19 protein-coding genes are annotated in these 14,435 nt (G+C 59.1%); 5 read left to right on the forward strand and 14 right to left on the reverse strand.

Annotated elements, in window-relative coordinates; genetic code table 11:
• Nucleotides 1-10 precede the first annotated feature (10 nt).
• From ACTSLZ_RS11070 to ACTSLZ_RS11130, 13 genes are all read right to left on the reverse strand, one after another.
• Nucleotides 11-1,126 carry a DNA-methyltransferase gene (locus ACTSLZ_RS11070; protein WP_443095049.1) on the reverse strand — a complete coding sequence of 372 codons (1,116 nt, stop codon included), beginning with the start codon at nt 1,124-1,126 and terminating at the stop codon, nt 11-13.
• Nucleotides 1,127-1,207: 81 nt separating this feature from the next.
• Nucleotides 1,208-1,765: a single-stranded DNA-binding protein gene (locus ACTSLZ_RS11075; RefSeq protein ID WP_443095050.1), complete on the reverse strand. Its 558-nt coding sequence runs from the start codon at nt 1,763-1,765 to the stop codon at nt 1,208-1,210.
• Nucleotides 1,766-1,793: 28 nt separating this feature from the next.
• Nucleotides 1,794-2,237 carry an endonuclease VII domain-containing protein gene (locus ACTSLZ_RS11080; RefSeq protein WP_443095051.1) on the reverse strand — a complete coding sequence of 148 codons (444 nt, stop codon included), beginning with the start codon at nt 2,235-2,237 and terminating at the stop codon, nt 1,794-1,796.
• A gap of 94 nt (nt 2,238-2,331) precedes the next feature.
• Nucleotides 2,332-2,556 carry a DUF3310 domain-containing protein gene (locus ACTSLZ_RS11085; RefSeq protein ID WP_443095052.1) on the reverse strand — a complete coding sequence of 75 codons (225 nt, stop codon included), beginning with the start codon at nt 2,554-2,556 and terminating at the stop codon, nt 2,332-2,334.
• Between the two features lies 1 nt (nt 2,557).
• The gene (locus ACTSLZ_RS11090) at nt 2,558-2,806 is read right to left on the reverse strand and encodes a glutaredoxin domain-containing protein (protein ID WP_443095053.1); all 249 of its coding nucleotides are present in this window, start codon (nt 2,804-2,806) and stop codon (nt 2,558-2,560) included.
• 316 nt (nt 2,807-3,122) lie between these two features.
• Nucleotides 3,123-3,431 (reverse strand): hypothetical protein, encoded by a 309-nt coding sequence (locus tag ACTSLZ_RS11095; RefSeq protein WP_443095054.1) that lies wholly within the window; start codon nt 3,429-3,431, stop codon nt 3,123-3,125.
• Nucleotides 3,428-4,147 (reverse strand): hypothetical protein, encoded by a 720-nt coding sequence (locus ACTSLZ_RS11100; RefSeq protein WP_443095055.1) that lies wholly within the window; start codon nt 4,145-4,147, stop codon nt 3,428-3,430. The genes ACTSLZ_RS11095 and ACTSLZ_RS11100 overlap by 4 nt, the downstream gene beginning before the upstream one ends.
• A gap of 66 nt (nt 4,148-4,213) precedes the next feature.
• The gene (locus tag ACTSLZ_RS11105; RefSeq protein ID WP_443095056.1) at nt 4,214-4,567 is read right to left on the reverse strand and encodes a hypothetical protein; all 354 of its coding nucleotides are present in this window, start codon (nt 4,565-4,567) and stop codon (nt 4,214-4,216) included.
• A gap of 6 nt (nt 4,568-4,573) precedes the next feature.
• On the reverse strand, nt 4,574-5,845 hold the full coding sequence (locus tag ACTSLZ_RS11110) for a hypothetical protein (RefSeq protein ID WP_443095057.1): 1,272 nt from the start codon (nt 5,843-5,845) through the stop codon (nt 4,574-4,576).
• A gap of 233 nt (nt 5,846-6,078) precedes the next feature.
• The gene (locus ACTSLZ_RS11115; RefSeq protein ID WP_179628043.1) at nt 6,079-7,389 is read right to left on the reverse strand and encodes an ISL3 family transposase; all 1,311 of its coding nucleotides are present in this window, start codon (nt 7,387-7,389) and stop codon (nt 6,079-6,081) included.
• Between the two features lie 80 nt (nt 7,390-7,469).
• Nucleotides 7,470-8,459: a hypothetical protein gene (locus ACTSLZ_RS11120; protein ID WP_443095058.1), complete on the reverse strand. Its 990-nt coding sequence runs from the start codon at nt 8,457-8,459 to the stop codon at nt 7,470-7,472.
• Nucleotides 8,460-8,758: 299 nt separating this feature from the next.
• Nucleotides 8,759-8,935 (reverse strand): helix-turn-helix domain-containing protein, encoded by a 177-nt coding sequence (locus ACTSLZ_RS11125; protein ID WP_443095059.1) that lies wholly within the window; start codon nt 8,933-8,935, stop codon nt 8,759-8,761.
• Nucleotide 8,936: 1 nt separating this feature from the next.
• Nucleotides 8,937-9,146: a hypothetical protein gene (locus ACTSLZ_RS11130; RefSeq protein WP_443095060.1), complete on the reverse strand. Its 210-nt coding sequence runs from the start codon at nt 9,144-9,146 to the stop codon at nt 8,937-8,939.
• Between the two features lie 171 nt (nt 9,147-9,317).
• Between ACTSLZ_RS11130 and ACTSLZ_RS11135 the strand changes: the two genes are divergently transcribed.
• The 5 genes from ACTSLZ_RS11135 to ACTSLZ_RS11155 all read left to right on the forward strand — a co-directional run bounded on the left by ACTSLZ_RS11135 (nt 9,318) and on the right by ACTSLZ_RS11155 (nt 13,272).
• Nucleotides 9,318-9,665, forward strand: coding sequence for a helix-turn-helix domain-containing protein (locus tag ACTSLZ_RS11135; protein ID WP_443095061.1), 348 nt, complete (start codon nt 9,318-9,320; stop codon nt 9,663-9,665).
• Between the two features lie 357 nt (nt 9,666-10,022).
• Nucleotides 10,023-11,135 (forward strand): tyrosine-type recombinase/integrase, encoded by a 1,113-nt coding sequence (locus ACTSLZ_RS11140; protein WP_443095062.1) that lies wholly within the window; start codon nt 10,023-10,025, stop codon nt 11,133-11,135.
• Between the two features lie 58 nt (nt 11,136-11,193).
• Nucleotides 11,194-11,652, forward strand: a complete 459-nt coding sequence (locus ACTSLZ_RS11145; protein ID WP_129315710.1) for an S-ribosylhomocysteine lyase — start codon at nt 11,194-11,196, stop codon at nt 11,650-11,652.
• The gene (mtnN, locus tag ACTSLZ_RS11150) at nt 11,649-12,404 is read left to right on the forward strand and encodes a 5'-methylthioadenosine/S-adenosylhomocysteine nucleosidase (RefSeq protein ID WP_238692393.1); all 756 of its coding nucleotides are present in this window, start codon (nt 11,649-11,651) and stop codon (nt 12,402-12,404) included. The genes ACTSLZ_RS11145 and mtnN overlap by 4 nt, the downstream gene beginning before the upstream one ends.
• A 40-nt stretch (nt 12,405-12,444) precedes the next feature.
• Complete coding sequence (locus ACTSLZ_RS11155) at nt 12,445-13,272, forward strand: aldo/keto reductase (RefSeq protein WP_436595201.1); 828 nt, start codon at nt 12,445-12,447, stop codon at nt 13,270-13,272.
• A 146-nt stretch (nt 13,273-13,418) separates the two neighbouring features.
• On the opposite strand, the gene ACTSLZ_RS11160 is transcribed toward ACTSLZ_RS11155, so the two are convergent.
• Nucleotides 13,419-14,408, reverse strand: a complete 990-nt coding sequence (locus ACTSLZ_RS11160) for a bifunctional riboflavin kinase/FAD synthetase (protein ID WP_321201063.1) — start codon at nt 14,406-14,408, stop codon at nt 13,419-13,421.
• Nucleotides 14,409-14,435: the final 27 nt, after the last annotated feature.

Here is a 14,435-nt window from a genome sequence, read left to right on the forward strand (position 1 = left end):
CGGGTTTGTCTCATGCGGGTGTCCTTGTTTCTGCGGTTACAGGGTTGTGGCCTTTAGCTCGGTCGATGCGGGCCTGAATGAGTGGCAGGTAGTCTGCCTCACGTTCGATCCCGATAGCGTTGAACTCTTTGTTGATTGCGGCTTCGATGGTGGTCCCTGATCCGGCGAACGGGTCGAGGATTGTTCCTTCGGGCGGGGTCACGAGGGTGACCAGGTATTCCATAAGCTTTAGCGGCTTAACGGTGCTATGGGCCACGCCGTTAACATAGGGGCGTTCTTTCTGGGAGGCTTTAGCGCAGTAGAAGTATTTGGCGTGGTCGCCGCCCGCCTGTTGGTCGAGTTCAGCGGCGGCGTGTTCGTCGAGGATCACGTTCGCCGGGTAGCGGCCTAGACCGGCTACGGGTTGCGCCCAGGCACCGTTCAAACCTTCTCCGTAGATTCCATTTGAAGGGCCTGGCGAAGCGCCCGCGCAACCACCTTCTGTTCCGACCCTGCAAGCGTCGATGTTCAGTGCCCCGGTGCCGCGGAACGGTTTGCGGGCGACGATGATAGGCTCATTCGCCGGTTTCAACGCCGTTGACCAACCCGCCCACTGTTTCGCGGCGTCAGTCACTAGTGGTGCCTCTGGAGCAACCCTCGTTCCGCCGTGCCCCTGGCCGTATACTTTGTTTTTATGGTGGGGTACGTAGCTGCTCGCCTGCTTGACACCTGCCGACCTATCTATTAACCTGGCCACATTCTGCCCATGTGGGAGCCCCGACCCATAAACCCACATGATCGTGTCCCTAATATCGAACCCGGCGAGACGGATCGACAAACCCATAAGGTCCTGCGTCCTGGACCCAGCGAAAACCAACATGTGCCCACCGGGTTTGAGGACACGCAGGCATTCGTCCCATACGGCTACGGGCGGGACGAAGGCATCCCACGCCGCGCCCATGAACCCTTTACCCGTCGGCATGTATTCGCGGTCGCCATTCGCCCAACGGGTGATCGTCTCCGCAACATGCTTAGGGTCGGTATTAGACAACCCGTAGGGAGGGTCGGTGACGACGGCGTGTACAGAGTTGTCTGGGAGGTCTCGGAGCGCGTCGAGGCAGTCCGCGTTAATGATTTGATGTGTCATGCGTTCCTTCACGGTGCGCCCGGTCCCGATGATGTGGGACCGGGCGCGGGTATTATTCGGGTAATTGCGGTAGGCCGGGGTTTAGAAAGACGGCCTGTCCTCGGGCTGTCCGCCGAACATGGGAGCCTGGTTGCCCCACCCCTGGCCCTGGAAGCCGCCCTGCTGGCTCACGTTGCTTGGCTGTCCTTGCGGGAATCCCTGCTGTGGTGCCTGTTGGAAGCCGCCCTGCTGAGCCTGCTGGTTGTTCGCCTGCTGACCATTCCCGCCGGATGATGACTGACTCCTGTTCACCTGGGCAGTGGCGAACCTGAGCGACGGGCCAATCTCGTGGACGTCCAGCTCGATCGAGGTCCGCTTATTGCCTTCCTTGTCCTCGAAGGAGCGTTGCTTCAGTTCCCCTGTCGCGATTACCCTCATGCCCTTGTCGAGTGATTCGGCCACGTTTTCGGCGACTTCACGCCAGATGGAGCAACGGAGGAACAGGGCCTCTTGGTCCTTGAATTCATTGGCCTGCTTGTCGAACTTCCGGGGTGTAGACGCGATCGTGAAGTTCGCGACGGCCGCGCCGTTCGGGGCGAATTTGAGGTCCGGCGCGGCGGTGAGGTTACCTACTACGGTGATGATCGTTTCGTTAGCCATTTAGTTTGTCTCCTTGGTGAGGTTTTGGTTAAGCGGGTATTTTTGGGAATGCGAGTGGCACAAACGAGTCTAGGTATTTATCAGCTTTGGCGGTCCATTTTTTGTTCTCGTAAAAACCGAGCCAGACGTTACATGTAACGCATAACAAGCCACGAACACAAGCGCCACAAGTCTTTTCGCTCGGGCAACATGCATGGTCGTGATCTACTGACAATCTTCGGGCTTCCGAGGGTTTTTGGCCGCATATTGCACACCCTCCGCCTTGCGCATCAAGCATCTTATTGTAATCAGAAAGCGTCATCTTATATTTGGTGGTTAAATTCGTGGCGTTGTTCCGCTTCCGCTCGGTAATCCTCCGGTTATATTCGGCCCTCTCGACGTCCGTCATGTCTCGATACCTCTGCAAAGAGCGCTGATTCAGTCGCTCTCTAACAACTGGGTCCGCACGCCGCGCCCGGTGATATTTGCCCATGCATTCTTTGCACCAGACCGCCAACCCGTCATATCGGTTCTTATTTTTATGCCATGCAGTCACCTCCTTGGTTATCTCACACTTTGGGCATTTTTTATTCTTGGGAATTTCCAATTTCTCGCTTCACCCTCTCTACCTCTCTAGCTACATACCAAGCCCCTTTCTCCAGGTCTTCGAGGGTTTTGGTGGGGTCTTTACGTCCAGCGCGGGCCAAATATTTGATGGCATTACCTCTGTTGAAGTTGAGGTTTTCGGTTATGTCGATGACTTCCGCGCCGTTACTGAATCCCTGATAGTGGGGCGGGCTGATCGGGTCCATGTCAGCCCTTGACGCAGCGTTCTGACAACATGGCGGGGTTGAACCCGTACCAGTGGACGTCTTCGTGTGTTTCTGGTCGGGATACGACGACCACGGGGGCGGCTTTGTACCCGAGTGCGAGGACGGCTTGCAGGTCGTCCGGGTTTTGGGTGATGTCGATGCTCTGGTATTCGATCCCGTTTTTGTCGAGCCATTTCTCGGTTGAACGGCACTGGACGCAGCCGGGTTTTGTGTAAACGGTGATTGCCAAATTGTTTTCCTAGTTGAGTTTTAGTCCGGTGAGGGCGTCGTAGTAGCCTTCGGTGTATGCGGCTGGGATTTCCGTTTCGAGTCTTTCGGATAGTTCCGCGATTTGCCGTTCTAACTCTTCAACGAGTTCGCTGTCGTGTTCACGCACTTTTACCCCCTTTTGTTTGATTGTACCGTATTTGCGGTGTGGTTGGTATTGTTTTCTGGGTTTTTTGCGACTTCCCATATGAGTAGGACGATGATGGTTAATCCTGCTGGTACGAGTATTGCGATGGTGAGGGATAGTAGGGCGATGTGGATAGCGAGTCCTACGAGGCTCATTCGTCCGCCTCTTCATCCATCCGGTAAACCAACTGTTGCAGGTCTCCAAAGTCTTCCAGCTGATCTAGTGTTAGGTCCGGTTGATGTTGCACCCATTCGGCAAATGAGGGGATGTTGTCTAGGAGTAGGTCGAAGTAGTCGCCCCATGACCATAGATACCCGTTAATATGCTTGGTCTCACCCGTGTCCGCGTCCTGGAAGACGTATACTGGCTCTTCAACCCACATGGACCCGTAGCACAGGTCGCACGTCCCGACATCAGCTAGGCGGGCGTAGTTTTCCACGGCAATTAGTTTCAGGCTCATTGGTCCTCCTTTAGTGCGGCTTCAAGCGCGGCGCGGGCCACACGCGGCACCATGCCCTCGATCAGTTCGTCACGTTGGTGCCCATCCTCAAGCGCGGCTTTCAGAGCACCCCGCATCGCTACGCCCAGCACGCCGTCTGGGTCAGTGATCTTGCCTATTGGGTCCGAGTCAACGGACTTTCTAAAGGCGGTGAGAGCCTTCTCTACCCGCATATCTGTAACTCCCGGCGTGGCTCCGGTTCCGCCCGTGAAGACTTTGAGTGTCCACCCGTCGTCCTGCACTGAGACCTCGACGTCGCTCGCGTCTGTGTTGACGTAGGCGCGGCCCGTTTCGTCGATGACCTCGATGCGAGTAAAGCCGGTGCCAATTTGCCTAATCGGCGGTACGGTCCCGTCCGGGTAGGCGATGACGCGGAGAACTTCGACGTCACCGACTAGGTACCCAAACCCTGCATCCCAGCTATTGGACGGTCCCCAAATCGCATTAAACTCGCGCCCGGTAGCCGTTAATTTGACCCTGGCCACGGTCCCGTGCTCGTATTTCGACTCTGGGCGCGGGGCACGAAGAACCGTCCAATTGCACGACGGAGACGCCGGGGCATCTACTACAAATACTTCGTGTTCTTCAAGGTCGTAAACCTCGTCCCCCACGTGAGCCCCATTGCGGGGTATTTCTTCCCACCCGGCCTCGCGTAGCGCCTTCTCTGCTTGCCTCATTACCAGTACACTCCTTCGCCATCAGTTACCTTCCTTAGAGTCTCTTTCACCTGATTTTCAGGGTGTTCAAGCGGCGCGGCATTCCTCAATGATTCTCAGGTTCCTTTCCATCTCAAGTTCCATCCGAAGTTTCTTCACCTCGGCCTTGTAGTCCGCTTCCCGCTGGTCAACGAGGTCGAGGCGTTCCTGTATCCAGTCCCGTTCGTGTGGTGTGAAGTCCTGACCGTTACCGCGTACCCCGTGTTTGTCTTCGAGGAGCTTGCGGATAGTTGCTCTTGCGGAGGCGAGTTTGGTTTTTAGCGTTTCGATTTCTTTTTCCGCTACCCCCATATCATGTTTCAGCACCCCAATATTGTTTTTTAGTGCCTGGTTTTCTTGCCCGAGTTGTTTGTTACGGCTAGCCCCGTAAGTGTAAACCACTATCATTCACCTGTTTTCGACATGATTATCTTCGACCCTTTGCCGCCGGAATTGCGGGTTGATCACTTCATTATTCGCCGTCTGGAAAGTCAGCATCCCCGGCGAGGACCACTCTCCAGTGTTCCCCTTGAACCACTGTGAACCGGGGTCCATAGTTGGGCACTGGAACCAATCCCGGTCATCACACACGACCTGATGGCGGAAATGGTGGTAATGTCCCGTGACGATTACACGCGCAGGCTGTAACGGCGAGTTATTTCCCGCCATTCGGGAAAACCACTGCGGCATTTGATTCCCTGAGGTTTGATGCCCGTGGGTTACTGCCAGCGTTGTTCCCGCAACCTCTAGCGACATGATTTCTTCATTCATTCTGGGTGTCGCCCAACTAATCCCCACATCAGGCCAAGCAAAGTCAAACTTCTCATGAACCTGGTCGAGCATGAACAATCCAAAGTCATCCCACACGCCGGAAGCCGGGGTTTTCTGCGCTTGCCGGTTCCTGCCGTGGTTAGACGGCACCGCACCAACGGTCGTGTGCCCAGCAAGTGGTGCAAGCTCTGAAATGAACATGGACAGGATGCGCCCCCAGGCCGTGAGCTGGAACCGCAGATCGAGGTCATTTGTGGTCCGCTGAATCGGAGTGTTTTCGCAGTTTTCGATACTATCCCCGACGTCGAGGATAAGTAGCTCAGCAGGTTTCACGCGAGCCATATCCTCTTTGATGTCTTTAAGCATGGACCGCACGCGTTTAGCTGTGTCCTGGGTGCCTAGGGTGGCGTCTCGACCTTCCATAGCCTTACCTATCTGGAAGTCGGACAAGCACACGACGTAGGCGACTTCTGCTGGGTTTTTCACTCCTTCGGGCGGGTCATACTGCGTAATTACATTTAGAATGTCCTGCTTTTGCTCTTCTGTGATGAAGAACGGGTCATGCTTAAACGTAATCTTAAACCTGTGTGACGGTCCGGTTAGTGCGTCATCGCCTTGATTCTCACGGTGCCATGCTGAATCCGAGATGGTCAACTGCTCAACGATTGGCCGGTAGCCCGGCTCAATACCGAATCCAACTTTTTCCCGCATGAGTTTGTCAATCTGCTCGTACGTGATTGGCGCGGTTTCGGCGCTAGTCGTGAAATCCTTTAGGTTGCCGTCCTTGTCCCTGCGGACAATCGTTTCAGCTTGCGGCTCGTTGCGTCTCGGTTCGACAACTTTCGCGGTTACTTTCGATTCGATGAACGGGGCCGTGTCATCGTTAAGGAGTCCGAGAAAATAGCTCATGCGTTTACCTTTCGTTGGTTTTTCTTCCGCCATTCGCGTACTGCGCGCTCACTGAGGGTGAACGGGTTTCCGTTTCGGTCGATGAAACCGTGCCGGGTGGCGACTTCGGTGATGCTGTCCGCCATGAATGCGTGCCCGAACCGTTCCCTGTTTTGCAGGCAGATACGGAGCCCTTCGACGTCCTTAGCGTCGTGCTCTGCGTACCAGTCGAGGAACTCATCAATTTTTGTGGCTCATCGCATTTGAGGGTGTAGGTGGTTCCTGAAGCCGCCGGTGTCGAGCAGCGATCGGGCTATGTAGTTCGTGAGGTTCCGGAATCCGAGGGCGGAGCCGCGGAGGTGTTCCAGGCGCCCGTTGATCGCCTCTGTTGGCCCGTTGGACGTGCCGGGCCGGTCGAAGAACGCGAGGATGTCGGCGGCGCGCTGCTTGAGCGTGCGGCCGAGCTTGCGGACCTCCACGAGCGCGGCGGGGACGCCGCTGGAGACGGAATCGATGACGGCTGTCATCAGCTTCTTCGCCGTCTTCCGATCGGGTTCGCGGTAGGCAGCGATCACGCGCTGGTAGATGCCCCAGGTCGCCTCGACCTCGACGTGCTCGGAGACCGCGAACAGTGCCTCGAGACGGGTCTGCTGCCGGTCAGTGAGCAGCTGCGCGCCGGTGTGGAGGATGCGGCGGGCCTTGTAGAGCGGATCGTTTTTGCGGCCCCGCCGGCCGTGCAGGCACTGCTGGACGCGACGACGGCAGGTGTCGAGGGCGTCGCCGGCGAGGCGGACGACGTGGAACGGGTCCATCACCGCCTGCGCGTCCGGGAGCTCCTCGCTGACGGCGGTCTTGAAGCCGGTGAACCCGTCCATCGCGACGACCTCGACACCATCGCGCCAGTCCTGCGGGCGTGCGGCGAGCCAGGTCTTGAACACGGCTTTCGAGCGACCCTCGATCATGTCCAGCAGACGGGCGGGGCCGGTCTTGTCGCGGTTCGGGGTGAGGTCGATGATGACGGTGACGTACTTGTCGCCGACTCTCGTGTGGCGCCAGACGTGCTCGTCGACGCCGATCACGGCGACGCCGTCGAACCGGGCGGGATCGTCGATCAGCACTCGACGCCCTTCAGCGAGGACCGCGTTGTTCGCCGTGTGCCAACCGACACCGAGTCCGGCGGCGACGCGGGCGACGGTGAGGTGGTCGATCACGAGCGCTTCCAACGCCCACCGCATCCCGCTACGGGACAGCTTGGCTCGCTCGGGCGCCGCTGCCGTGAGGTCCTCACGCCAGGACCGTCCGCATCCCGAGCACTTGTAGCGGCGGACCCGGACCAGCAGCGTCGTCGGGCGATGACCGAACGGCTCGTGGGCGAGACGCCGCGTGTCCGTCCCGCGCGAGAGCGCCTGGCTACCGCATCCCCGGCACCACGGATCCGGCTCGGCGACGCGGCACTCGATCACCGCGCGATCCGGCTCAAAAAGCTGACCGGTGGCCACGAGGCCGAGCTCGTCGAGATGGCAGAACACGGTCAGATCAGGGGTCGCGAAGGTAGCGTGGTGCACGTCGAGGTCTTCCGGCAGATGGTCAGTGTGAGAACTTCCATCATCGGAAGGCCTCGACCCTCATCCGGCGACCGACGCGCTCAGCCACCTACCCCCTCAACTGCGAAGAGCCCGTTAACGCGCTCTCGCTTCTTCAACGGTGCGCCTTCCGGCCCCTTGACGTAAGGCTCGACAAACCGTTGCCTGCGCAATGCCCTATCCTTGCCGTGAGCAACACGCCTCCAATGGCCGCTCACGTACACACGATGCTCTAGCTTCCATGATCGTTTACCGGATTGTGTTTCTGTCTTGACTTGCCGAGGCGGTTTCATGTTAATAAGTGCCACGGAACGCCCCTTAGCCGTCGAACTGCTAGCGACAGGTTTGCCGTTGCGCGAATCAATTTCGCGCACAACTGAAACAGAAGGTAGGGCCATAAGGTGCCATATGGCCCCCATAAGGGCCAAGAAATGTGCCCGGTTGTTCAACCAGGTACATTCTTCGATGGTGGTCAAGTCTATATTTTCAAACGGCACATCTGCGCCCGTGCATTCATGGAACAGCGGGACAAACCCCGGAGCGATGTGGAGTCTAAGCCTATTTGATTTGGTTTTGACTCGAATATCCAACTTGTCGCCTACTCGATCCCACAAGACCGCATCAACCGGAACCTTGGATATTATTGCCCCGTTATTATCTCGAAGTTTCGGTGCCTGAGGACTGCGGGTGTCAGCCGCTTCAACGGGCGGCAATGGCTTTTCAAAACACATCAACCCGAAATCGCTCGGCAAATCTAGATGCGGTTGAAATAACGGCATGGTGCGGGATGCCTCTAGGGCCAGTTGCGCCATGTCATCCGACACCCAATAGAGCGATGCCTCCTTTAGCCCCTCCGCCTCACTTCGCCATTCTTCGATGACTCCCCGGGCGTAATCCTCATATTTCCTTTTGTCAGCCTCCGGGTACATGGTGTTAGCCAGGATCTTTTGAACTCTGGGTTCCATGAGGTTCGCTTGCTTGTCATTGTCTCGGATGCACCTATCCCGGATACCCGGCATTGCTGAGGCGCACCAATCATTTTTCCTAGTCATCCGGCTTCCTTCCTGTTATTCCGCGTGCCCGGTCGGGGGTTTGCACCCCGCTAGGCGCTGTCCGCGCCGGGCCAATACGTGCCGGGACCTACCAGCACGATTTCCCCTACGCAGTAACGCTCCCTCTCAGCGGCCTTCGCCTGCCTTACACACATGTGCTCGTCAGGTCTGCTCCAATGAGGTTCCAACGTCCCAACCACCGGACAAGTCACGGGATCAGGCAAGTACCCTTCTGCGCGGGTTTATTTAGTTGTCAAAGATCGAACCGCACTTGCGGTAATTAAGGTAGAGAGATAGTATTAGTTCTGTTGGTTCTCGATATATTCATCGAGTGCTTGGGTTGTGGTCCTCCATGGAGACGTGGGGCCACCTTTACCGATTTTGGAGGCGGCTATCTTGCCAGTGCGAAAATACTTTCGAACGTTGTCTTCGCATTCCTTCAAGTACGCCGCCGCTTCTGCTACGTCGAGCCTCATGTTAGGTTCGCCTTACTAGTAGGTTTTCTGGTTCAATGTTGAACCATTCGCACAGGATGGGGATTTGGTTAAAATCCAGGTTCCCGCTGTCTGCGATTTCCGCCGCCTGATTCTCGGTCACGCCGAGCACGCCGGAAAGTTCTTTCAAATTTTTGTTCTGTTCACGCATGAGTGTGCCCAAGTTCTGGGACACCACTTCAAGGGTTGTCATCTCGGGAAGCCCCCTGGGTTGTCGGTGATGACGACTTTACCCCCATTTGGATAGAAGTCAACTCGACCGGGCAAATCTCCCCAAATTGGTGCCCGACCGGCCCCACGAGGGTCGCCGCAACTCACCCAAAATCGCCCCCATCTACCGTAATTACGGTGCTATACTAGAGACATGGGTACATATGGAACAGGACCAGCAAGTGAACTAGCTAAGGCCGTGAACGCTGAGATACGCTCACTCGCCGCTAGACGCAACATGAACCAGACCGAACTAGCCGAAGCTATGGGTATCGGACAGTCCACAGTCTCGCGGATCATCTACAAAGACGGCGCGCCCCTAAACATCAACCTTCTAGACCGGGTTGCACACGTGTTCGACGTGGAGGCTAGCGACATCGTAAACAGTGCCGTTATCGCCATGCGGGTCGCGCAAAACCCGAGGCCAGGAAGTAGGGAGGATTGGGCGCTAGCCGCTAAGGAAAGGACAACCAGGGACGTTGACGAACAGGACTATCTATAACCCCTGGGTACACGCCGAAAACCTCGGCGTACCCATCGAGTGGGGTAACCCTGGCGGCAACCGTCTAGGACTGTGGACCGGGGACAAAATCATCCTGTCCCCCGCACAGTCCGACAGGTCAGCGACATCCACGCTCTCCCACGAGATCGTTCATGTCGAATATTGCGACGAACCGACACCTGACCTTGTGTGGTCCGCCCGCCGAGAAGCCAGGTGTGACCGCTTGGCCGCCGAAAGGCTCATCAGCCCGCATGACCTCGTAGATATAGCCGCCTGCACCGACGACATGGGCCAATGGGCGTTAGAACTCGGCGTCACTGGGTGGATACTCGAAGCGTACTTGAAGGAAAATTCGTCATGGCTCATCTAGTAGACCGCTGGCACCGCAAAGACCGGACACGCACCGACAGGTACGGCAAGGGTCTAAGGTGGCAAGTCGAATGGCTCGACTCGACCGGAGCGAAACGCAAAAAGTCCTTCCAGAATAAGGACCTCGCGGAGGACTACCTCACCGAAGTACGGTACGAGATCAAACGCGGCGTCTACCGACCGCCGCAAAAAACGGTCACCGTGGACCACATGTTCGCCGAGTACCTTACTCAAGGTTCGCGCAAACAGTCCTCCAATAGCAACATCGCGTCCCGATACAAACAGGGCATAGGCCCGATGATCGGGAGCCGATTCATACAGTCGATTACCCGCAAGGACATTCAAGCCGTGGTGGACTCGTGGATACCCCGCTACTCAATAGCCACTATCCAACTCAACTACGGAACACTCGTTGGTATGTTCAAACTGGCCGTAGACGAGGAGTACCTACCCAAGACCCCGTGTACCCGTGTCACGATCCCCAAATCTGTTCCTGAGAGGATCAAGCCGCTTACCGTCCAGCAAGTCACCAAGATTAGCGGCCTGATCGGTGATGCGCCTTATCCCGAGATGATCCTGTTCGACGCGGCCACCGGCTTGCGGTCCGGTGAGCTCCGCGGCCTCACGTGGGATCGAATCGACATGCACCATTCGACGGCAACCGTTGACCGCCAGATGACGCGGGCCGGGAAATTTGGGAGTCCCAAAACCCCCGCGTCCAACCGGGTTATATCACTAGGCCAGGACACTATGACGATGCTGGATGATCTTCGCTCACGCATTGGAGAAGGTGAGGACCGGCTCGTCTTTCACCTCAACGGTAGAGCGCCGTCTCACGAGACACTTAGGTACAGGTGGGCAAAGGCCCGTGAGGCGATACCGGGCATCGGTCGAGGTTGGCATCAGTTGCGCCACTTCCACGCGTCCCAGCTCATTCACGCGGGCTTCTCGCCCGTGGCTGTGGCGGAGCGCCTGGGGCACGCGACCGCTAATGAGGTCCTCCAAACTTACGCGCACATGTGGGAGGGTGATTCTGAGAAGATGGCCGCCGTGGGGGACTCCATTCTGTCCCCCACCCTCCCCACACCCTCCAATGGCTAGTTTGGCCCGGTATATCAAGGGATTGTCACTACGTGCACATGTGCGCAACAATTGATGCATGCAGAAGATGAACGTCGAGTCCTTCAACCTGGACCACACCAAGGTCGCGGCACCGTACGTGCGCATCGCCGACCGGAAAGAACTTCCCGGCGGTGACACCCTCATCAAATACGATGTCCGCTTCGCCCAGCCGAATCAGGGGCATCTCGATATGCCGGTCGTCCACTCGATCGAACACCTGACCGCCGAGCACATGCGCAATCACACCGATGCGCTCATCGATTTCTCCCCCATGGGGTGCCAGACGGGCTTCTACGCCCTGACGCTCGGGCTCGAACCGGAGGAGTTCCTGGCCGTGCTCGAGAAGACCTTCCGCGACATTCTCGGGGCGAGCGAGGTCCCCGCGGCCAACGAGACCCAGTGCGGCTGGGGCAGCAACCACACCCTGTCCGGGGCACAGGGCGCCGTTTCCGATTTCCTCGATCAGCGTGATGCCTGGGGCGAGGTGTACGCGTGAACCCCCAGCCGGTGGGGCCGCTCTCCCCCGAAGTCCGCGACACGGTGGGCGGCGGCGTGGTTGTGCAGGTGGCCATGGACGAAGAGGCCGCACCCTTCCTCGACTCCTGTCGGCGCATCGGACCCGACGTCGAGTTCGGCCGCGCGCGGTACTACCCGCTCAGCCATGAAGGGCGATCGATCCTTCTGGTCCGGTCCGGCATCGGGCTGGTCAATGCGGCGAGTGCCGCGACCACGGCGATTGCAGCGTCGGAGCCCCGCGCGGTCCTCTCGGCCGGCAGCGCGGGTGGTCTCCGGCAGGACGTCGAGGTCGGCGACCTCGCGGTCGGCGATTCCTACACGTTCACCGACGCGGACGCGACGGCCTTCGGGTACGAACGCGGTCAGGTCCCCGGGATGCCGGTCGATTACGCACCCCACGGCGGGCTTCTTGACGCCGCCCGGAGACTCGTGCCGGAAGACGGAACCCACCACGTCGGCCAGATGCTCGCGGGCGGATCGTTCGTGACGCAGAGTAACGTCAAGGACACCCGCGAAGCCTTCCCGCACGCCGTCACGACCGACATGGAGACCACGGCGATCGCACAGGTCTGCACGAGCCACCACGTCCCGTTCCTGTCCGTGCGAGGCGTGTCCGACCTGTGCGGGCCGGCCGCCGACCAGGACTTCCACATGTCCGTGGAGATCGTCGCACGCAGGTCGGCCGACGCCGTCCTCGCCGTGATCAGGGCCACCGACGGCGTCCCCGCGTAAACTCGCCACAGCAGACGACCACAGAATTCAGGAGACCACGATGCACACCCACACGCTGCGCGACGGCCGCGAGATCCCGGCCGTCGGATTCGGAACCTACCCGATGTCCGACGCCGAAGCCGAGGCGAACGTTGCCGAGGCCATCATGCGCGGGCACCGGTTGATCGACACCGCGGCCCAGTACGGCAACGAGAAGGGTGTCGGTCGCGGCGTCCGCAATTCCGGCGTCGATCGCGAGGAGATCTTCGTGACGACCAAGCTCGCCGGAAAGGATCACGGATACGAGCCCACCATCGCCGCGGCCAAGGAGTCCTTGCGAACCATGGGCCTGGATTACCTGGACCTGTACCTCATTCACTGGCCGAACCCGTCGGTGGACCTGTACGTCGAGTCCTGGAAGGCCATGATCGCTCTGAAGGAGGAAGGCCTGGTGCGCTCGATCGGCACGTCCAATTTCCTGCCCGAACATATTGACCGGCTCGGAGAAGAGACCAGCGAGATCCCGGTGGTCAACCAGATCGAGCTCCAGGTCCGCGAGCAGCAGGAGAAGTGGCGGGCGTACCACGAGAAGAAAAAGATCGTGACCCAGGCCTGGTCTCCCCTCGGGCGCATGCAGGGGCTGGATGAGACCCCCGAACTCGGCGACATCGCCGACACCCTTGGGGTCACTCCCGCGCAGGTGGTTCTGCGGTGGATGGTCCAGAACAAGATCGTGCCGATCCCCAAGACGTCGACGCCGGAGCGCATGGAGCAGAACCTGAACGTCTTCGACTGGGAGCTCAGTCCTGAGCAGATGGAGGTCATCAAGCGCCTCCACACGGGCATTGCCTACAAGGGTTTCGACCCCCGCAAGCACGAGGAATTCTAGGCTCGTGAGAGAGCATGGGCCCCGGAGAGATGCGGTCTCTCCGGGGCCCCATGCCGTCGTCCGTCGGGGCTGGCGCGAGTGGGTCGGTGCCGACCCGGTCGGCGCGACCGGTTCGCTCCACCAGGTCGGCGACCGGCCGGTTCAGGTCATTCGGGATCGTACCCCAGGGCGCGCCAGGCGTCGTCGACGTCCTTGGTCATTTGGCGGATGAGAGCGTCCATGCCTTCGTAAGCAACCATGGACCTCAGGTGCGCCACGAACTCCAGGATGACGTTCTGCCCATAGAGGTCGAAGTCCTCGACTTCCTCGTGAGGACGGCCCATGACGTGTGCCTCGACCTGCCGCGACACCCCTTCGAACGTGGGGTTGGAACCCACCGAGATCGCCACGGGCCACCGTTGCCCGGCCTCGTCGTGCAGCCATCCCGCGTAGACGCCGTCGGCAGGAATCAAGCCGTCCGAATCCGAGGCCATGTTGGCGGTGGGAAATCCGAGCTCGCGTCCGCGGGCCGCACCGTGAACCACTTTCCCCCGCATGCGGTGGTACCTGCCCAGCAGGTGGGCGGCCGAGTCGACGTCTCCGGAGGCGAGCAGCTCCCGGATCCAGGTCGATGAGCACCGGCGGTGTTCGTCCTTGGCGTCCAGCTCGGTCAGATCGTTGTCGGTCGAGAGGTCCTCAACCACGGCGACCTCGAAGCCGTGCTCTTCCCCGAGCTGCTTCATCGTGTCGAGATCCCCCGAATTGTTCCGGCCGAAACGGACGTCGGCCCCGATCACGACCTTCTTGGCGCCGAGGCCTTCCACGAACGTGGTGCGCACGAAGTCCTCGGGGGTCTCCTGCGCGAAGTCGAGGGAATAGGGCAACAGGACGAGCGCGTCCAGTCCCAACTCGTCGAGGAGATCCAGGCTGTCCCGCAAACCCATGATGGGGAAGTGAGGAACGTCCGGCCGGTGCACCAGGGCAGGGTGCGGGTCGAAGGAAATCGCGACGGCCTTGAGCCCGTCGGAGTGCGCTTCAGCCACGACGGTCCTGATGACCCGAGCATGACCTCGATGGACGCCGTCGAAATTCCCGATCGTCACCGCTGTGGGGCCGTATCCCTGCGGGATCTCGTCCAGGCTCCTGAAACAGTCCACGAATCTCCTCATACCAGGCCGCGGCTC

The sequence above is a fragment of the Rothia koreensis genome (genome assembly GCF_052232265.1).
Classification (GTDB): domain Bacteria; phylum Actinomycetota; class Actinomycetes; order Actinomycetales; family Micrococcaceae; genus Rothia; species Rothia koreensis.